The 16989-nt window shown below is 74.4% G+C and carries 16 protein-coding genes; 6 read left to right on the top strand and 10 right to left on the bottom strand.

Annotation, left to right across the window (positions count from 1 at the left end; genetic code table 11):
- Nucleotides 1-116: 116 nt before the first annotated feature.
- On the bottom strand, nucleotides 117-1496 hold the full coding sequence (locus SMD11_RS11185) for an alkaline phosphatase (RefSeq protein ID WP_087926311.1): 1380 nt from the start codon (nucleotides 1494-1496) through the stop codon (nucleotides 117-119).
- Between the two features lie 94 nt (nucleotides 1497-1590).
- Nucleotides 1591-1821, bottom strand: coding sequence for a Sec-independent protein translocase subunit TatA (tatA, locus tag SMD11_RS11180; protein WP_087926310.1), 231 nt, complete (start codon nucleotides 1819-1821; stop codon nucleotides 1591-1593).
- Between the two features lie 191 nt (nucleotides 1822-2012).
- Between tatA and SMD11_RS11175 the strand changes: the two genes are divergently transcribed.
- Both SMD11_RS11175 and SMD11_RS11170 read left to right on the top strand, forming a co-directional pair.
- Entirely contained in the window at nucleotides 2013-3518 is a 1506-nt protein-coding gene (locus SMD11_RS11175) for an LCP family protein (protein WP_199843850.1), read from the top strand.
- A 160-nt stretch (nucleotides 3519-3678) separates the two neighbouring features.
- Nucleotides 3679-5040, top strand: a complete 1362-nt coding sequence (locus SMD11_RS11170; RefSeq protein WP_087926309.1) for a hypothetical protein — start codon at nucleotides 3679-3681, stop codon at nucleotides 5038-5040.
- 356 nt (nucleotides 5041-5396) lie between these two features.
- Here the strand turns inward: SMD11_RS11170 and SMD11_RS11165 are convergent, their stop codons facing one another.
- Both SMD11_RS11165 and SMD11_RS11160 read right to left on the bottom strand, forming a co-directional pair.
- Nucleotides 5397-8450 carry an HAD-IC family P-type ATPase gene (locus tag SMD11_RS11165; protein ID WP_199843849.1) on the bottom strand — a complete coding sequence of 1018 codons (3054 nt, stop codon included), beginning with the start codon at nucleotides 8448-8450 and terminating at the stop codon, nucleotides 5397-5399.
- Entirely contained in the window at nucleotides 8434-8841 is a 408-nt protein-coding gene (locus SMD11_RS11160; protein WP_418952432.1) for an ArsR/SmtB family transcription factor, read from the bottom strand. The genes SMD11_RS11165 and SMD11_RS11160 overlap by 17 nt, the downstream gene beginning before the upstream one ends.
- 172 nt (nucleotides 8842-9013) lie before the next feature.
- Between SMD11_RS11160 and SMD11_RS11155 the strand changes: the two genes are divergently transcribed.
- Nucleotides 9014-9283, top strand: coding sequence for a GlsB/YeaQ/YmgE family stress response membrane protein (locus tag SMD11_RS11155; RefSeq protein WP_087926307.1), 270 nt, complete (start codon nucleotides 9014-9016; stop codon nucleotides 9281-9283).
- 69 nt (nucleotides 9284-9352) lie between these two features.
- Here the strand turns inward: SMD11_RS11155 and SMD11_RS11150 are convergent, their stop codons facing one another.
- On the bottom strand, nucleotides 9353-10018 hold the full coding sequence (locus tag SMD11_RS11150; protein WP_087930422.1) for an HAD family acid phosphatase: 666 nt from the start codon (nucleotides 10016-10018) through the stop codon (nucleotides 9353-9355).
- 186 nt (nucleotides 10019-10204) lie between these two features.
- On the opposite strand from SMD11_RS11150, the gene SMD11_RS11145 reads away from it, so the two are divergent.
- Complete coding sequence (locus SMD11_RS11145) at nucleotides 10205-11077, top strand: RNA polymerase sigma factor SigF (RefSeq protein ID WP_418952517.1); 873 nt, start codon at nucleotides 10205-10207, stop codon at nucleotides 11075-11077.
- 436 nt (nucleotides 11078-11513) lie between these two features.
- Here the strand turns inward: SMD11_RS11145 and SMD11_RS11140 are convergent, their stop codons facing one another.
- Together SMD11_RS11140 and SMD11_RS11135 are read right to left on the bottom strand one after the other, a co-directional pair.
- Nucleotides 11514-11897 carry an ATP-binding protein gene (locus SMD11_RS11140; protein WP_087926305.1) on the bottom strand — a complete coding sequence of 128 codons (384 nt, stop codon included), beginning with the start codon at nucleotides 11895-11897 and terminating at the stop codon, nucleotides 11514-11516.
- A gap of 301 nt (nucleotides 11898-12198) precedes the next feature.
- Nucleotides 12199-13374: an MFS transporter gene (locus SMD11_RS11135; protein ID WP_199843848.1), complete on the bottom strand. Its 1176-nt coding sequence runs from the start codon at nucleotides 13372-13374 to the stop codon at nucleotides 12199-12201.
- Between the two features lie 111 nt (nucleotides 13375-13485).
- On the opposite strand from SMD11_RS11135, the gene SMD11_RS11130 reads away from it, so the two are divergent.
- Entirely contained in the window at nucleotides 13486-14367 is an 882-nt protein-coding gene (locus SMD11_RS11130) for a LysR family transcriptional regulator (protein WP_418952516.1), read from the top strand.
- A gap of 18 nt (nucleotides 14368-14385) precedes the next feature.
- On the opposite strand, the gene SMD11_RS11125 is transcribed toward SMD11_RS11130, so the two are convergent.
- Both SMD11_RS11125 and sodN read right to left on the bottom strand, forming a co-directional pair.
- Entirely contained in the window at nucleotides 14386-15114 is a 729-nt protein-coding gene (locus tag SMD11_RS11125) for a DUF3592 domain-containing protein (RefSeq protein ID WP_087926303.1), read from the bottom strand.
- 180 nt (nucleotides 15115-15294) lie between these two features.
- Nucleotides 15295-15690: a superoxide dismutase, Ni gene (gene sodN, locus SMD11_RS11120; RefSeq protein WP_087926302.1), complete on the bottom strand. Its 396-nt coding sequence runs from the start codon at nucleotides 15688-15690 to the stop codon at nucleotides 15295-15297.
- A gap of 166 nt (nucleotides 15691-15856) precedes the next feature.
- Between sodN and sodX the strand changes: the two genes are divergently transcribed.
- A complete protein-coding gene (sodX, locus tag SMD11_RS11115) occupies nucleotides 15857-16324 on the top strand; it encodes a nickel-type superoxide dismutase maturation protease (protein WP_234366000.1) in 468 nt (155 codons plus the stop codon).
- Here sodX and SMD11_RS11110 read toward each other — a convergent pair.
- Nucleotides 16213-16857 (bottom strand): CGNR zinc finger domain-containing protein, encoded by a 645-nt coding sequence (locus SMD11_RS11110; protein WP_087926301.1) that lies wholly within the window; start codon nucleotides 16855-16857, stop codon nucleotides 16213-16215. The genes sodX and SMD11_RS11110 overlap by 112 nt on opposite strands.
- Nucleotides 16858-16989: the final 132 nt, after the last annotated feature.

Here is a 16989-nt window from a genome sequence, read left to right as displayed (position 1 = left end):
CCAATGTTCAGGCCCGATAACTGGCACAAACCTCAGGGCCCGGCCGCGTCACACGGCCGGGCCCCGTCCTGCCGGCCCCCCTCGGGCCGTGGTCCGGGGTGCTCCCCGGCCCGGACTCAGCGCAGGGTGAGCGCCGAGCGGATCGTGGTGAAGAGCTGCGTCTGGTCGGTGACGCCGAGGACGCGCTCCGCCTGCGGGCCCTGCGCCGCGATGCGCACCTGGGTGCCGGTGTGCTCCTGGGCCTTGCCCGGGGTGTTGGTGGAGTAGTTCACCTTCAGCCGCCCGCCCTCGTTCGTCACGAGGGTGGAGGACAGGCCGGGCGGGGTCGCCTCCAGCGGGACGATCTGGCTGGTGTGGGCGTGGTCGGCGGTGGTGATCACGAGCGTGTCGGGGTGGGCGGCGGCGTACGCGCGGGCCACCTTCACCGCCCGGTCCAGGGCCGCGGTCTCGCCGATCTGGCCGCAGGGGTCGGCGGCGTGGTCCCGCTTGTCGATCGAGGCGCCCTCGACCTGGAGGAAGAAGCCCTTCTTGGAGCCCTTCTGCTTGGCCTCCAGCAGCTGGAGCGCCTTGCGGGTCTGGTCGTCCAGGGCCGGCGTGCCGGCCTTGCGCTCCGGGTTGCTCGTCACGCAGCGCTGCGGCTCGGTGCCGCCCTGCGCGGCGGCCTTGCCGGTCCACTCGACGGGCACGTTGCCGTCGGCGAAGAGGCCGAGGACGGGCTTGCCGGGCCGGGCCTTCTTCAGGCCCTTGTCGTCGGTGACCACCTGGTAGCCGAGCTTCTCGGCCTGCTGGGTGACGGTGCCGCCCTTGAAGCGGCCCTCGGTGATCTTCTGGTCGAAGCGGGCCTTGCCGCCGCCCAGCAGCACGTCCACCTTGTGGTTCACGCTCTGCTCGGCGATGGAGCCAGGGCCGCCCTTGGCGACCGTGTCGGCCGGGCACGCCTTCATGTCGGCCGGGCCCGCGCAGCTGCGGTCGGTGGCGTGCGAGGCGAGCACGGCCGGGGTGGCGTCGGTGAGCTCGGCGGTGGTGACGCTGCCGGTCGCCAGGCCGTTGCGCTGGGCCAGCTCCAGGATCGTCGTCATCGGCTTGTCGGTGCCGGGCGTCTTGGATATCCGGCCGTTGACGGTCTTCTGCCCGGTCGCCCAGCCGGTGCCGCTGGCCGCGGAGTCGGTGACGTAGTCCGGCTTGCCGTTCTTGTCGACGGAGTACGTGGTGTACGAGCCGGTGAGCGGGAACTTGTCCATGTTCAGGCGGCCCGCCGCGCCCACGGTGTAGTCACGGGCCAGGGTGATCTCCGAGTCGCCCATGCCGTCGCCGATGAGCAGGATGACGTTCTTGGCCTTCTTGGCGCCGTGGCCCGCGCTCAGCGCGGCGGGCGTCCCCTGCCCGGACGCGTCGCCCGAGTCCGACGCGGCGTACGCGGCCGGTACCGCGACCCCGGCGGCGAGCAGCGCGGCGGCACCCCAGGCGAGACGGCGCCGGTACGGACGAGAACCCATGGTGTTTCCTCCTCAGAGCCCGGGCGGGATGCCCGGCCGCACGAAGCTCACCAGGGGTGGGTGTACCGCGGGGGACGTCCAGGTGACGCCCAGGTCACCGCGGGCTGTCGGCGGGGGTCGCGGCGGAGGCCGGCGCCGTGGTGGGGGCCTCCGCCGCCGGCGCCGCGGCGTCGTCCGCCTTCAGCGCCTTGGCCTCGCTCTTGAGGATGCGCATCGACTTGCCCAGCGACCGGGCGGTGTCCGGCAGCTTCTTGGACCCGAACAGGACGACCAGGACGAGTACGACCACGAGGATGTGCCAGGGCTCCAGGGCGTTGCGCAGCATGGGGGCCGCACCTCTCTTCGGTTCAGCGGTGTCGGGTGGTGCCGCCGGACGGCGGCGTGGTTCCCGTTCACCATACTTGCCAGATTGCGCAACTGGACAACCAAAGTGGCCTCCCGGCCGTCTATGCGGTCGACAGGGCACGTGCCGGGGGAGCGCCGGGTAGCACCGGGGGAGTGGATGAGGGCTCGTAGATGACTGGCACCCGAGGGAAGCGCGGCTCCGGGCGGATGCGGATCCCGGCCGTGGTCTTGGTGTCGTTGCTGGCGCTGCTGACCGCCGGAGTCGGCTGGGTCTACCTCAAGCTCAACGGCAACATCAGCACCTTCGACGCGGGCGGCCTCTCCGACGACCGGCCCGGCGCCGGGGCCGCCGGGCAGAACGTCCTGGTCATCGGCTCGGACTCGCGCTCCGGCGGGAACAGCGGGCTGGGCGGTGGCGAGGGGGACGTGGGCCGCTCGGACACCGCCCTCCTGCTGCACGTCTACGGCGACCGCAAGCACGCCGTCGGCGTCTCCATCCCCCGCGACACCCTCGTGGACATCCCGCCCTGCCGGCGGCCCGACGGCACCTGGACGGCCCCGCGCACCCGGGCGATGTTCAACTCCGCCTTCTCCGTCGGGGAGTCGGCCAAGGGCAACCCGGCCTGCACCCAGAACACCGTCGAGAAGCTCACCGGCCTGCGGGTGGACCACACGGTCGTCGTCGACTTCGAGGGCTTCTCCGCCATGACCTCCGCCGTCGGCGGCGTCCCCGTGTGCGTCCCCAAGGACGTCTACGCGGGCGATCTGAACCCCAACCTCGGTGCCCGGGGCGACCTTTTGTTCCGCAAGGGCAAGCAGAGCGTCTCGGGGCAGAAGGCGCTGGACTACGTGCGCGTGCGCCACGGCATCGGCGACGGCTCCGACATCGGCCGCATCCGGCGGCAGCAGGCCTTCGTCGCCGGCATGATCAAGAAGGTGCGGTCGCAGGGCCTCAACCCGACGACCCTGCTGCCGCTGGCCGACGCGGCCACCAAGTCGATGACCGTCGACCCCGGCCTGGGCACGGCCGACAAGCTGATCTCCTTCGCGATGTCCCTCAAGAACATCGACCTGCACGACATCAAGTTCATCACCGTCCCCTGGCGTTACGCGGGGGACCGCGTCGACATCGTCCAGCCCGACGCCGACGCGCTGTGGGCCTCCCTCAAGGCCGACCGCACGATCGACGGCCAGGACGCCACGGAGAAGGGGCGCGAACCCGGCGGCGGCACCGGCGGGGCCGCGGGCGGGGCGGCCCAGGCGGACGCCGCCGCGCCGGTCACGGGCGACGGGACCCGGATCTCCGTGGCCAACGGCACCACCGTCACCGGCCTCGCCGCCCGCGCCGCCGCGGCCCTCCAGGAGCGCGGCTTCACCGTCACGGGCACCAGCACCGCGCCCGACCGCGACCAGGCGACCACCGTGATCACCTTCGGCCCCGGGCAGGCGGGCCGCGCCCGCGCCCTCACCCGGATGTTCCCCGGCGCCTACGTCCGGGGCGACGCGGCGGACGGCATCTCCGTCACCCTCGGGCGGGACTACGCCACCACGTCCGCCGCCTCGCCCGCCCCGGTCGCGGAGCCCTCCGCGGCCGCCTCCGGGACCCCCTCCCCGGAGACGAAGGAGCAGGCCCGGTCGGCGGACGACGACCCCTGCGCCGACCTCTCGTACGGCTGAGCGCGCGCCGCCGTACGGCAGGGGAGCACGGCCGGGGACATGGGCGCGTCCCGGCCGGGCAGGGGAACACCGTGCCTGTTTGATCCGTTTTCGTGGTAAACGCAGAGTGAGAGATCCGTTGATCCGTTCGTCGAGCAGTCCTTCTCCGAGGAGCAACGCCATGTCCGCCACCCACCGGGCGCTGCCCAGGCCGCTGCTGGTCCTGATCGCCGCCTTGATCGCGTTGGCCGGCGCGGCGTTCTCCGCCCCCGCCGCACACGCCGACCCCAGCACCACCGCCACCGGCCTCGACGCCGCGGCCGAGGTGCTCAAGAAGGGGCCCGTCTACGTCGACCCCCGGGCCGCCGCACAGCTCCCGGCGGCCGACGCCGAGGCGCTGGCGAAGAAGATCAGGGACGCGGGGAAGCCGGTCTTCGTGGCCGTCCTGCCCGCCACCGACGACTACCCCAAGGCGACGGTCTTCCAGGACCTGCGCACCAAGGTCGGCATCGCCGGCGTCTACGTCATCCACCGCGGCACCGAGTTCAACGCCCACGCCGACCGCAAGGTGATGCCGGTGGCCGCCGTCCGGAACCTCACCGGTTCCGTCCAGCGGTCCGGCGGCGACGCGAAGGCCCAGCTCAACAGCTTCGTCGACCAGGCCGACCGGCAGGCCAAGGGCCGTGAGCCCAGCTCGTGGGGCGACTCCGACTCCGGGGTCTCGGCGACCGGACTGATCACCGGCGGCGCGATCGTCGTCGCCGGCGGCGCGGGCGCGTACGCCCTCTACCGGCGCAACCGCAAGCGCCGGGAGGAGCGCGAGCGCGCCGAGCTCGACGCCCTCCGCGTCGTCGTCGACGAGGACATCACCGCCTTCGGCGAGGAGCTCGACCGGCTCGACTTCTCCCCCTCCGAGCCCGGCGCCGACGACACCATGCGCAAGGACTACGAGACGGGCCTCGACGCCTACGAGGAGGCCAAATCCAAGATGGCCGCCGCGAAGGTCCCGGCCGATGTGACGGCCGTGACCGAGACGCTGGACAAGGGCCGCTTCGCCCTCGCCACCCTCGCCGCCCGCCGCACCGGCGCCCCGCTGCCCGAGCGCCGCGTGCCGTGCTTCTTCGACCCGCGCCACGGCCCGTCCGTCAAGGACGTGGAGTGGGCGCCCCCGGGCGGCGCGGTCCGGACCGTGCCGGCGTGCGCGGCCGACGCGGCCCTGGTGGCCGACGGCCAGGAGCCGGCGTCCCGCACGGTCCGCACCCCGGACGGCCCGCAGCCGTACTGGAACGCCGGGCCCGCCTACGCCCCCTGGGCCGGCGGCTACTTCGGCGGCGGCCTGCTGCCCGGCCTGCTCGTCGGCACGATGCTGGGCGGCATGCTCACCGGCCCGGCCTACGCGGCCTCGCCCGAGGCGGGCGGGCCGGAGGGCGGGGACTACACGGGGTCGGACTTCAACTCGGACGACTTCGGCGGGGGCGGCTGGGGGGACGGCGGAGGCTTCGGCGACGGCGGGGGCGGAGGGTTCGGAGGCGGCGACTGGTGAGGGCGGTAGGGAGCTGGCCTGCTCGGGGTCGGCGTCCGCCCAGGACCGGCGGTGGCTCGGGGCCGGTGTCTGCCGGGACTGGCACCTGTCCAGGGCTGACACCCGCCCAGGAACGGCCGTCCGCCCAGGACGGCGGCGGCTCGGGATCGGCTCCCGCCAGTGGGGGCGGTGGCTCGGGATCGGCTCCCGCCAGTGGGGGCGGTGGCTCGGGATCGGCTCCCGCCAGTGGGGCGGTGGCTCGGGATCGGCTCCCGCCAGTGGGGGCGGTGGCTCGCGGCGGTGCGGGCGGCGGGGCTCCCGCCCCCGCCCCTTCCCGCATCCCCTCCGACATCCCTGAACGTCGTACGGGCCCGCCCTCAGCCCGTACGGCGTCCGGGGTCCGGAGCCGGGGGCCGCGCCCCGAAGCGCTTCCGCGCCGCCGCGAGCCCCAGCCCGTACAGCGCCAGCACGACCGCCATCAGCCCGTAGTACAGCGGCGGCAGCGCCGACATCCCCAGGGCCGGGCCCACCGGGGACAGCGGCAGCAGCAGGCCCACCACCGCCAGCGCCGACGTCGCGGCCCGGATCGGGCCCGGCACCCGGCCCTCCGCCGCGTGCCGCCCCGACCGCAGCAGCAGCATCACCAGCGCCTGCGTCAGCAGGTTCTCCGTGAACCACCCGGCGTGGAACGCCGCCTGCCCCTCCTCCTCGCCCAGCGACCGCACGGCCAGCGCCAGCACCCCGAACGTGGCGAGGTCCGCGACGGCGTTGAGCAGCCCGAAGCCGGTCATGAAGCGCAGCAGGTCGCGGGGGCGCAGCACCGCCGGCCGCCGGTGGGCGTCCGGGCCCGGGCGGTCGAAGGCGAGGGCGAGCTGGGCGGCGTCGAAGCACAGGTTCTGCACGAGCACCTGCGCGGGCAGCATCGGCAGGAACGGCAGCATCAGGCCCGCCACCAGCATCGCGATGACGTTGCCGAGGTTCGAGGAGAGCGTGATCCGCAGGTAGGCGGCGATGTTCCCGGTGCTGCGCCGGCCGGTGACGATCGCCCGCTCCAGGGCGGTCAGGTCCTTCGACGCGAGCACCACGTCGGCGGCCTCCCGCGCCACGTCCACCCCCTCGCGGGGGCAGATCCCGACGTCGGCGGAGCGCAGCGCGGCCAGGTCGTTGACCCCGTCGCCGAGGAACCCCGTGGTGCGGCCCGCCTCCCGCAGGGCCCCGACGATCCGCGCCTTGTGCTCGGGCGCGCACCGGGCGAAGACCGTGCTCCGGTCGGCCAGCACGGCCAGCTCCGGCCCGGTCAGCGCGTCGACGCGGTCGCCGGTGACGACCTCGCCGGGCTCCAGGCCCAGCTCCCGGCAGGCGCGGGCGGCCGTGCCGGGGTGGTCGCCGGTGAGGACCTTGACCGTCACGCCGCGCCGGGAGAGCGCCGCGAGCGCCTCGGCGGCGGTGGGCGCGAGGGCGTCGCGCAGCCCGACGAAGCCGAGGAGCGTCAGGCCGCGTTCGTCGGCCGGGGTGTACGGGCGGGCCCGGGCGGGCCGCTCGGCGACGGCCACGGCCAGCACCCGCAGCCCGTCCGCCGCCAGCTCGTCCGCGTGGCGGGCCAGCCGGGCGCGCTCCCCGTCGTCGAGGGCGCAGCGCTCCAGCACGTCCTCGGGGGCGCCCTTGACGACGAGGGTGTGCACGCGCCCGTCCACCGGCCCGGATCCGCGGACGACGGCGGTGGCGATGCGGCGGCCGGGCCCGTAGGGGAGGGCGGCGACGCCTTCGAGGTCCTCGGAAGCGGAGGCGGGGGTGGTGGGGGAGGGGACGGCGCGGAGGTGCCGGGCGGGGGTGTCCGGCCGGTCGGCCGGTGCGGGGGCGTCTCCGGCGGGGGCGATGTCGTCGCCGGTCCGGTCGGTGATCCCGCCGGCGATCCGGTCGGCCGGGGGCACGGGGAGCCCCGGGGCGGCGGCGGGGTGGGCGCCCTCCCGTTCGTACGCCTCTGTCCGGTCCGTCCCCGTCTCGTACGCCCCTGGCCCGTACGCCCCCGACGCGGCCGCCTCCTCGTCGGCGTCGAGGATCGCCTCGTCCAGGGCGTCCGGCGCGGGCAGCTCCGCGAGGTGGAGCGTCCACAGGGCGTTGACGGCGGCCCAGCGCAGCACGGCGGGGTCGTCCCGGCCGTCGGCGCCGACGGAGCGGGCCACGACGGGGCGGTCCTGGGTGAGCGTGCCCGTCTTGTCCACGCACAGCACGTCGACGGCGCCGAGGTCGTGCAGGGCCGGGAGGCGGCGGACGACGACCTCGCCGCCGCGCGCGAGCAGCGCGGCGCCGCGCGCCAGCGCGGTCGTGACGACGACCGGCAGCATCTCGGGCGTCAGCCCGACCGCCACCGCGACGGCGAACGGCAGGGTCTCCAGCCCGCGCCCGCGCAGCAGCGCACCGGCGATCAGCACGACCGGGGCGGTGAGCAGCATGAACCGTACGAGCGTCCAGGCGATGCCGTTCACGGACCGGTCGAACGGGCGCGGCACGCGCGAACGCTCCGGGCCGCGCGGGAGCGCCCCGGAGAGGACGGTGTCCGCCCCGGTGGCGATCACGACGCCGACTCCGCTGCCGGAGACGACGCTGCTCCCCTGGAGACAGAGGTCGGGGCGGGAGAGGAGATCGAGGGGTGCGGGGGCGTCCGCGGGCCGCGGGCCGGTGCCGTGCGCTTCGCCGGGTGACCGTTCCCGGTCGGCCGGAGGGCGTTGCGGGGCGGTGACCAGGACGGGGCGGCCCGGGGAGGGCGAGCCCGGTCCGCCGCGCGCGCCGGGGTGCCGCGTGCCGCCGGGCGCCGGGCCCGGCGCCGCCGGGGAACCCTCGTGGGCCGAGGCGCCGCCGCCCGCCGCGGGCACCCGCTTGCCGACCGGTGCCGACTCGCCCGTCAGGGCGGCCTCGTGCAGGGTCAGGCCCGTGGCGCGGAGCAGACGCAGGTCCGCCGGGACCACGTCGCCGGGGGCGAGCAGGACCACGTCGCCCGGTACGAGCTGGTCCACCGGCAGTTCGCGGGTGCCGGGCGGCGAGGTCTCCGTCGCGCGCCTGCGCACCGTGGCCGTGGTGGCGATCAGATCGCGCAGGGTGGCGGCGGCGCGGTCGGCGCGGTGCTCGCCGGTGGCGCGCAGGACGGAGCTGACCGTCACCAGCACCGCGATCACACAGGCCGTGCCCCAGGACGCCACCGCGGCCGAGACCAGGCCCAGGCCGAGCAGGACGGCGGTGAAGGGGTCGCGGAGGCCGCGGGCGAGCCGGCGCGGCCAGGACGCGGGGCGGCGGCCGGGGAAGACGTTCTCACCGTGCGCGGCGAGCCGTTCCTCCGCCTGCTGTTCGACGAGCCCGCGCGGTCCGCTGCCCAGCGCGCGCAGGGCCTCCAGGGTGGTGCCGGCCGCGCCCGCGCCGTCAGGCGCCCAGCCCACGGAGGCGCCCGGTGTGGGCCCCGGGGACGGCACCGGCACCGGCCTTGCGGTCGGCGAGCTGACCGACCATCAGCCGGACGATCGTGACGACGTCGGGGTCGTCGACGAGGTAGACCACGCGACGGCCCTCGCGGCGCGAGCGCACCAGCCCGGCCAGCTTCAGCTTCGCCAGGTGCTGGCTGATCGCGGGGAGGGCGCCGCCCACCCGCTCGGCCAGCCCGCTCACGTCGCTCTCGCCCTGCGCCAGCGCCCAGACCAGGTGGAGCCGGGCCGAGGAGGCGAGCAGTCCGAACGCGGCGGCGGCCTCGGAGAGCACCTCCGCCGAGGGGTCGTCGAAGTCCCCGCCCACGCCCCCGGGGAAGCCCTCGACGCTCCCGACACCTGCGGCCACTGTCGCTCTCCCGTCCCTGTCGGGCGTCCTGTGCCCGGCACGACCAGTCTAGGCACGGCGCGCGGCGGCGGCTCCGAGCGACGGAAGCCAGACATGCGCCGCCCGTCGGCTGGGCAGATGTCACCAGAGGAAACGGGCCGGATGGGCCGGAAAGGGCTCGATAGGGGGCGTCGTGGAAATCTCGGGAATTTTCAGTGCGATAGTCATCGGCCTGATCATCGGTGTGCTGGGGCGCCTGGTGGTGCCGGGACGCCAGCACATCGGTGTGCTGTGGACGATCGCGGTCGGTATCCTCGCGGCCCTCGTGGGCGCGCTCATCGCCCACGCGCTGGGCGTGGGCGACACCAAGGGGATCGACTGGATCAAGTGGCTGATCCAGATCGGTCTGGCGGCCCTGGGCGTGGCCTTCCTCGACTGTGCGAAGGCGAGGCGCCGCCACTGAGGCGCGGGAGCGGCCCGGCCGGCCTGGACCGCGGTCGGGAGGACGGCCGGCGGACCCGCCGGGCCGCGGTCAGGAGAGCTTGCCGCCGTAGTCCGGCAGCTTGAAGGTCCGCTCGGCGTGCCCGCCGGCCAGATCCGTGGTGTTGTTGCCGATATTGGCGATGATCTTGTAGCCCTGGGCCTCGATCTCCGCCCGCTTGGCGGTCTTGTACGTGCTCACGTCCCGGAAGAGGTCCGGGAGGTGACGTACGTACAGGCCGCTGACCGGATAGCCGACCCGCCGGAGGTTGTACTCGGTCGCCGCGTCCAGCAGGCCGGGCCGCGCGGTGACGAAGAAGACGGCGGCGCCCCGGGCGTGCGCGTACCGCGTCAGCTCCAGGACCGGTTCGATCGCCGGAGTCGGGTACTTCCAGTGGAAGTCCGTCTCCAGGGAGCTGTTGTCGATGTCGAGCACGACGGCCTGCTTCTCCCGCTGCGCGTTCGCCGTGCGCTCCACGACGTACGGCCGTGCCCCGTCGATGACGGACCTCACCTCACGCTGCCAGGCCGCGTAGTCGACGCCCTTCAGCCCGGCGGTTCCGGATGTCCGTGCGGCGCTCTCGGCCGGCGCGGGCGCCGGGGTGCCGGCCGCGCTCGCGGTGCTCGCGCCGGCGGTGGTCGCGCCCATGGCCAGAGCGGCCGTGGCCAGGGCAACGGCAGTGCTTCGGGCGGTGGCGCGGGAGATCGTTTCGGTCATGGACGGCATGCTCACGCCCGCCGATGACCGGTGCGGAAAGTCCTGGTGACCGGCCGGCGACGGCAGCCCCGCGCTTCCGTTTCCGCGCGCGTCCCTTCCGCGCGGCGAAAAACCGCAGGCATGCCCGCCAGGGCACCGGGTAGGCGGCGGGACGTCACCAACGGATCTGGGGAGGACGACGTGACCATCACGGCATCCACGGTTGCGACGGAGCGTTCGACGGCTGCCTCGCAGCGGTTCGAGGCATCGGTCGGGGGGCTGCCGTACATCGAGGACGCGACCACGGTGGCGCCACGGGACGCCCGCGAACTGTCGCGGCTCTTCTTCGACCGGCTCGCCGAGCTGGAGGAGGGGACCCACGCCTACCAGTACGCCCGTAACACCCTGATCGAGATCAACCTCTCGCTGGTGCGCTTCGCCGCCTCCCGCTTCCGCAGCCGGGGCGACCAGATGGAGGACATCATCCAGGTCGGCACGATCGGCCTGATCAAGGCGATCGACCGCTTCGACCTGTCGCGGGAGGTGGAGTTCACCACCTTCGCCGTGCCGTACATCGTCGGTGAGATCAAGCGCCACTTCCGTGACACGAGCTGGTCCGTGCACGTGCCCCGGCGCCTCCAGGAACTCCGGGTCGAGCTGGCCAAGGCCACCGGCGAGCTCTCCCAGGAACTGGACCACTCGCCGACCCCCGACGAGCTCGCCGCGCACCTCGGGCTGAGCCGCGAGGAGGTCGTCGAGGGCATCGTGGCCAGCAACGGCTACACCGCCGGCTCGATCGACGTGCCCGTGGACGAGGGCTCCGACCAGGTCGGCAACAGCTTCGCCGACCGGCTCGGCGACGTCGACCCCGCCCTGGAGGGCGTCGAGAACCTGCAAGCACTCAAACCGCTGGTCGCCGAGCTCGACGACCGGGACCGGCAGATCCTGCGGATGCGGTTCGGCGGGGAGATGACGCAGTCGGAGATCGGGGCGGAGCTGGGGATCTCGCAGATGCATGTGTCGCGGCTGCTGACGCGGATTCTGGGGCGGTTGCGGGTGGGGTTGCTGGGAGCTCGGTAGCGCTGGCGCTTGGCTTGTGGGTCGGGTGGTGCGGGTGCGGGTGCGGGTGCGGGTGCGGGTGCGTGGGGGTGCCGCTGCGCGGGGCCTTTTCCCCAGCCCCGCCCCTTCCCGAACCGGGGGCTCCGCCCCGGGCCCCCGTTCCGCGCTGACGCGCGGTGGCCTCAAACGCCGGCCGGGCTGGAGGTTGCCGGGGCCGGTCGTTGATCCGCCGAAGCCGAGCTGCGAGGCTGGACCGAGTGGACCGAGTGGACCGAGTGGACCGAGTGGACCGAATGGACCGAATGGACCGAATGGACCGAATGGGCTGAGCGGGTTGCTGCTCCGGTCCGGAGCAGCCCGGACCCGACCGGAGCAGCGGAGCCCCCTCCGAATGGGCCCCCGAGTCCGGGTGGGCCCCCGAGCGAGCGGGGAGCCCCGAGCCGCGAGCCGTGACCGCTCAGACCGCCAGCGGTAGCACCGGCCGCAGCCACGTCGCCCGTACCGTCTTGCCCTTGCCGTCGCCCTGCCGCACCACTTCCAGGTGCGTGGCCAGCTTCTCGACCATGTGCCAGCCCAGCCCGCCGCCCCCGGTCAGGTCCGGGGCGCGCGGTACCGGCGGCTCCGGGCTGGCGTCGGCGATCTCCACCACCAGGCGGCCCTGGACGGCCCGTACGCACAGCCGCCACCAGCCACCGGTGTGCCGGATGGCGTTGGCGACCAGCTCCGACACGACCAGGACGACGGCCTCGGGATCGGCCCAGGGACAGTGGCGGGCCAGGAACTCCGCCGTCGCGTGGCGGGCACCGGCGGCGTCCCCGTAAGGGGATTCGATGACGACCATCGTGCGGCTCCTTCTCGTTCTCCACCGGCCGCATACCCAGGGATCGCCGTCCCATGACGAATCGGTCCATGGGATACCCCACGCGACGATCCGGCCCCGGCGGGATTCAGCCCGGTTTTCAGCCCGGCCGGCGTTTGAGGCCACCGCGCGTCAGCGCGGAACGGGGGCCCGGGGGCGGAGCCCCGCCACGAGGCGGAGCCGCACATCGGATGCAGCGGGAAGGGGCGGGGCCGGGGAAAAGGCCCCGCGCAGCGGCACCCCACCCCCACGCACCGCCCGCCGCACACACTCACCCCAGCCGCTACCGCCCCACCCGTCCCACCCCCACAACCCCCACCGCCAGCAGCGCCAGCGCCCCACCGACCCACGCGGCCCCCGCCGCCGACCCCGCGTCCACCACCCGGCCGCCCACCAGCGCCCCCAGCGAGATCGCCAGGTTGAAGACCGACACGAACAGCGCCGAGACTCCTTCTCCTGTCCCCGGCGGCGCGCTCACCATCAGGCGGTTCTGCGTCGCCACCGACACCCCGCCGTACGCCAGCCCCCACAGCACCACGAGCACCGTGGCGCCCAGGACCCCGCCGCCGGCCACCGCCAGCGCGGGCATCACGACCGCCAGGGCGGCGGCGATCAGCAGGAGGGTGGCGCGCGGCCGGCGGGTCATCGTGGAGCCCGCGAGGAAGTTGCCGGCCACGCCCGCGACGCCGTACGCCACCAGGAGGCCGCCGATCAGCCCGGCGTCCGTCCCCGGGACCCGCTCCAGGAGCGGGCGTACGAACGTGTAGCCCGCGAAGTGGCCCGTCACCAGCAGCAGGACCAGCAGCAGCCCCACCCGTACCGGCGCGGCGCGCAGCGGGCCCAGGGCCTTTGCCGTGCCGCCGGCCGGTTCCGGGGCCGGCAGCGGCGGCAGCAGTACCGCGAGGGCGGCCGTCACCGCCAGCGCCACCGCGCCCATGGCCAGGAAGGCCGCCCGCCAGCCGCCCGCCGCGCCCACCACCGTGCCCGCGGGCACCCCGAGCACCGAGGCCACGGCTATCCCGCTGAAGATCAGGGAGGTGGCCGGACCCACCTGCCGCTCGGGGACGAGCCGGCCGGCCAGCCCGGCCGCGATCGCCCAGACCCCGCCGATGCACACCCCCACCAGTACCCGCAGCGCCACCAGCACCGCGATGCCCGTGGCGGCGGCCGACAGCAGGTTCGCCACCGTCAGCAGCCCCATCAGCCCCACCAGCAGCAGGCGCCGGTCCAGCCGCCCCGCGAGGCGCGTCACCGCGGGGGCGGCCACGGCCGCCACCAGCCCGGGCACCGTCATCGTCAGCCCCGCCGTCCCGGCGGACACCCCCAGGTCCTCCCCGATCGGGGTGAGCAGCCCCACCGGCAGCATCTCGGTCGTCACCACCGAGAACGTCCCGGCCGCCACCGCCGCCACGGCGGGCCGGCCCCCCGCCACCCTCGTCTTCTGTCGCACGTTCACCATGCGCCCCAGCCTCCGGAGCGGGGCCCCCGGGAACAACGCCCGATCCCTCACCCTTCCATGAGGGAGACTCATCGATCGGGAACGGACAGGGGAGGGGCGCCCGTGAGCGGCATGGACCTGCGGGAGCTGGAGTGTTTCCTCGTCCTCGCCGAGGAACTGCACTTCGGCCGCGCCGGCGAGCGGCTGTACGTGTCGCAGAGCCGCGTCAGCCAGCTGCTGCGTTCCCTGGAGGGCCGGATCGGCGCCCGCCTCGTCGAGCGCACCAGCCGCCGGGTCGCCCTCACCCCGCTGGGCGAGAGCTTCCGCGCCGCCCTGCGCCCGGCCTACGACGGGCTCCGCGCCACGGTGGAGGACGCCCGCGCCGCCGCCCGGGGCGTCGAGGGGGTGCTCCGGGTGGGGTTCCAGGGCACCGCGGACGGCGGGGTCATGGAGGCGATCGCGGCCTTCCAGGACCGCTATCCGGCCTGCGCGGTGGAGATCGTGGAGATCCCGTTCTCGGACCCGTTCGGCGCGGTGCGCCGGGGCGAGGTCGACACGGCCGTCGTGCTGCTGCCGGTGGCGGAGCCCGCGCTGGTCGTGGGCCCGGTCTTCTCCCGGCAGCGGCAGGCCCTCGCCCTCTCGGTGCGCCACCCGCTGGCCGGGCGGGCCGAGCTCTCCGCGGAGGACCTCGCCGGCTGCCCGCTCGTCGCCCCGGCCGGCCCCGCGCCCGCCTACTGGCGCGAGGCGCAGGCACCGACGGTCACGCCGGCCGGTCGGCCGGTCCCGCCGGGCCCCGCCGTCACCACCCTCCAGGAGGGCCTCACCCTGACGGCGGCCAACCGCGCCGGGATGCTGCTGTGCGGGCCGACCGCCGAGTACCACGGCCGCCGCGACATCACCTTCGTCCCCGTCACGGGCCTGCCCGAGTCGGCCCTCGGCCTGATCCGGCACCGGGACGGCGGGACCGAGCGGGTACGGGCCTTCGCCCGGGTGGTGGCCGCCACCGTGAGGTGACCGTGCGCCACGGCCGCCTCAGCGGGCCGGTCCGGGGAAGCCGGAAGGGACCGTGGAAGGAAAGGCGGAAGGGAAGTCCGAAGGGAAGCCGGAGGGAACGCCGGTGGGGAAGCCGGTGGGGAAACCGGAGGGAGCACCCGTGGGGAAGCCGTCCGGCGGCCCTGTGGGCATGTCCGCCGGGAAGCCCTCCGGAGCCCCCTTCCCGGGGTTTGCCGGATCCGGCGGCCCGGCCGGCCGCGGCGGCGCCGTCGTCCGGGGTATCTCCTCGATCCGCTCCGTGACCTTCTCCTTCGCGGGCTTGAACACGCCCAGGTAGAACGCCCCGAAGCCGACGCAGGCCGCGACGAACACCGCCAGGAAGCCCAGCAGGAGGACCATGCCGATCCGGGTCCGGACGTCCCCGGGCGGCAGCGCGGTGGCCCGCTCCGGCCGGCCCGCCGGGTAGCGGACGACGACGGCGTCCCCCTCCACCACCGTAGCGGAGCCGCCGGCCTCCTCGAACCGCCGCACCTCGCCCTCCGCCGTCGTGAACTCGTACACGTGGTGCAGGGCGGTCGAGGACGAGGAGTGGGCGCCCCGCCGCCGGGTGACCGTCCGCGCGTACAGCCGCAGGCAGCGGCCCGGCACTTCGATGCCGCTGCGCCACGCCGCCCTGAGCCGCCGCATCCGGACGATCGCCCAGACCATCCCCGCGATCCCGCCGGCCGCCATCAGCCCCGGCAGCGCGAGGAAGAAGAAGTCGAACATGTCCCCCCTTTGACGCGTGCCCGCGGCCCGCGTCGTATTGAACGAATCTTCGAATTGAACGAACCTTCGAAACAAATCCTTGAACAGGACTCTGTCCGGACCTCTCGGGGCCGGACGGGTGCGAAGAAAGAGGCCCGGCCGGAGAACCGGCCGGGCCTCTCTGTGACTTCGCTCCGCGCGTCAGGCCTTCTTGGTCTCCCGGAAGATCCTGTCGATCTCGGCGATGAGCTCCAGCGCCTTCTCGCCCGTCTTCGGGTCGTTCGACGCCTTGGCCGCGCTCAGCGCCTTGAGCGTGTCGTTGACCAGCTGGTGCAGTTCGGGGTACTTCTCGAAGTGCGGGGGCTTGAAGTAGTCGCTCCACAGCACCGAGACATGGTGCTTGGCCAGCTCCGCCCGCTGTTCCTTGATGACAAGGGCGCGGGTACGGAAGTCCGGGTCCTGGTTGGCCTGGTACTTCTCCTGGACTGCCTTGACCGACTCGGCCTCGATACGGGCCTGGGCCGGGTCGTATACACCGCAGGGCAGGTCGCAGTGGGCGCTGACCTGGACTTTGGCGGCGAACAGGCGGGAAAGCATAGAGCTGTCCTTCCTCGTGATCGTCTTCTCAGGTGCGAGATTACTCGGTGTGGGAAGGCTTTTCCCGGGTGCTGGAAGGGGCCCGGGGGCAAAAGTCCGGTAGTGGTCCGGTGCCGTCGCGGCACCGGTGGGACAGGCGGAGGAAGACGGACCGGGAGGTGCCGTGGTGCAGGAGCAAGTGGACGAGCGCGGGCAGGAGCTGGACCGCGAGCGTCGCGGACTGCTGCGGATCGGGCTCGCCGAGGTCCACAACCCGTCGATGGTGCCGACGCTGAACCCGGGTGACCAACTGGTCGTCCAGTACGGGGCGGTGGTCCGTCCGGGTGACGTCGTGGTGGTGCGCCACCCGTTCCGGCAGGACCTGCTCATCGTCAAGCGGGCCGTCGAGCGGCGCGAGGGCGGCTGGTGGGTGATGGGGGACAACCCCCTGGTGGAGAACGACAGCCGGGAGTTCGGCACGGTGCCCGACGAGTTGGTGGTGGCCCGTGCCTGGCTGCGGGTGCGCCGGCCGCCCGGCGCGGGTCAGCGCTCGGCGGGCGCGCTGCTGTCCTGGCTGGGCTCGGCGCTCAGGCCGGTGCGGGCCGTGCCGGCCGCCTCGGCGGCCCGGCTCTCCAGGCGCTTGCGGGCGCGGTAGGCGGCCACGTTCGCCCGGGTGGCGCAGCGGTCGGAGCAGTAGCGGCGGGAGCGGTTGGTCGAGGTGTCCAGATAGGCGTTGCGACAGGGGGCGGCCTGGCAGATGCCGAGGCGGTCGACGCCGTACTCCGTCAGATGGACGGCCAGGCCCATGCACGCGGTCGCGGTGTACGAGGCGCTCGCGCTCGCGGCGTGGTCGGCGATGTGCATGTGCCACTTGGGGCGGCCGTCGTCGTCGCGGAACTCGTGCCCGGAGATCTGCGGGCTGACGGGGAACTCCATCAGCAGCGCGTTCAGCAGGTCCACCGCGCGGACCTCGTCGTGCTCGGCCGCGGCCTCGAACACCCCGCGCAGCCGGGCCCGTACGGACCGCAGACGGGTGACGTCCGTGTCCGTGGCGCGCCGGGCGGCCTGCGCCCCGGCGCCGAAGAGCTCGCGGACGGCCTCCACGGAGGTGAGCGTGTCGGTGCCGCGGAGGGGCTCCTCGCTGTTGACCAGGCGCACGGCGAAGTCCGAGTAGTAGGCGAGTTCCACTTGGGGTCCTTACGCAGGCGGTCAGGGGGGCGTCGGTCCATGGCGGCCGGAGGTAATGGCCGACAAGCCATCGAGGGTATTACATGCCGGGCCTTCGTGCGGCGCGCTCCCGCAACGGCCGGGAGCGCGGCG

It is taken from the genome of Streptomyces albireticuli, from assembly GCF_002192455.1.
Taxonomy (GTDB): Bacteria; Actinomycetota; Actinomycetes; order Streptomycetales; family Streptomycetaceae; genus Streptomyces; species Streptomyces albireticuli_B.
Note: the sequence above shows the minus strand (reverse complement) of the source record. Positions and strands in the feature narration are given on the sequence as shown.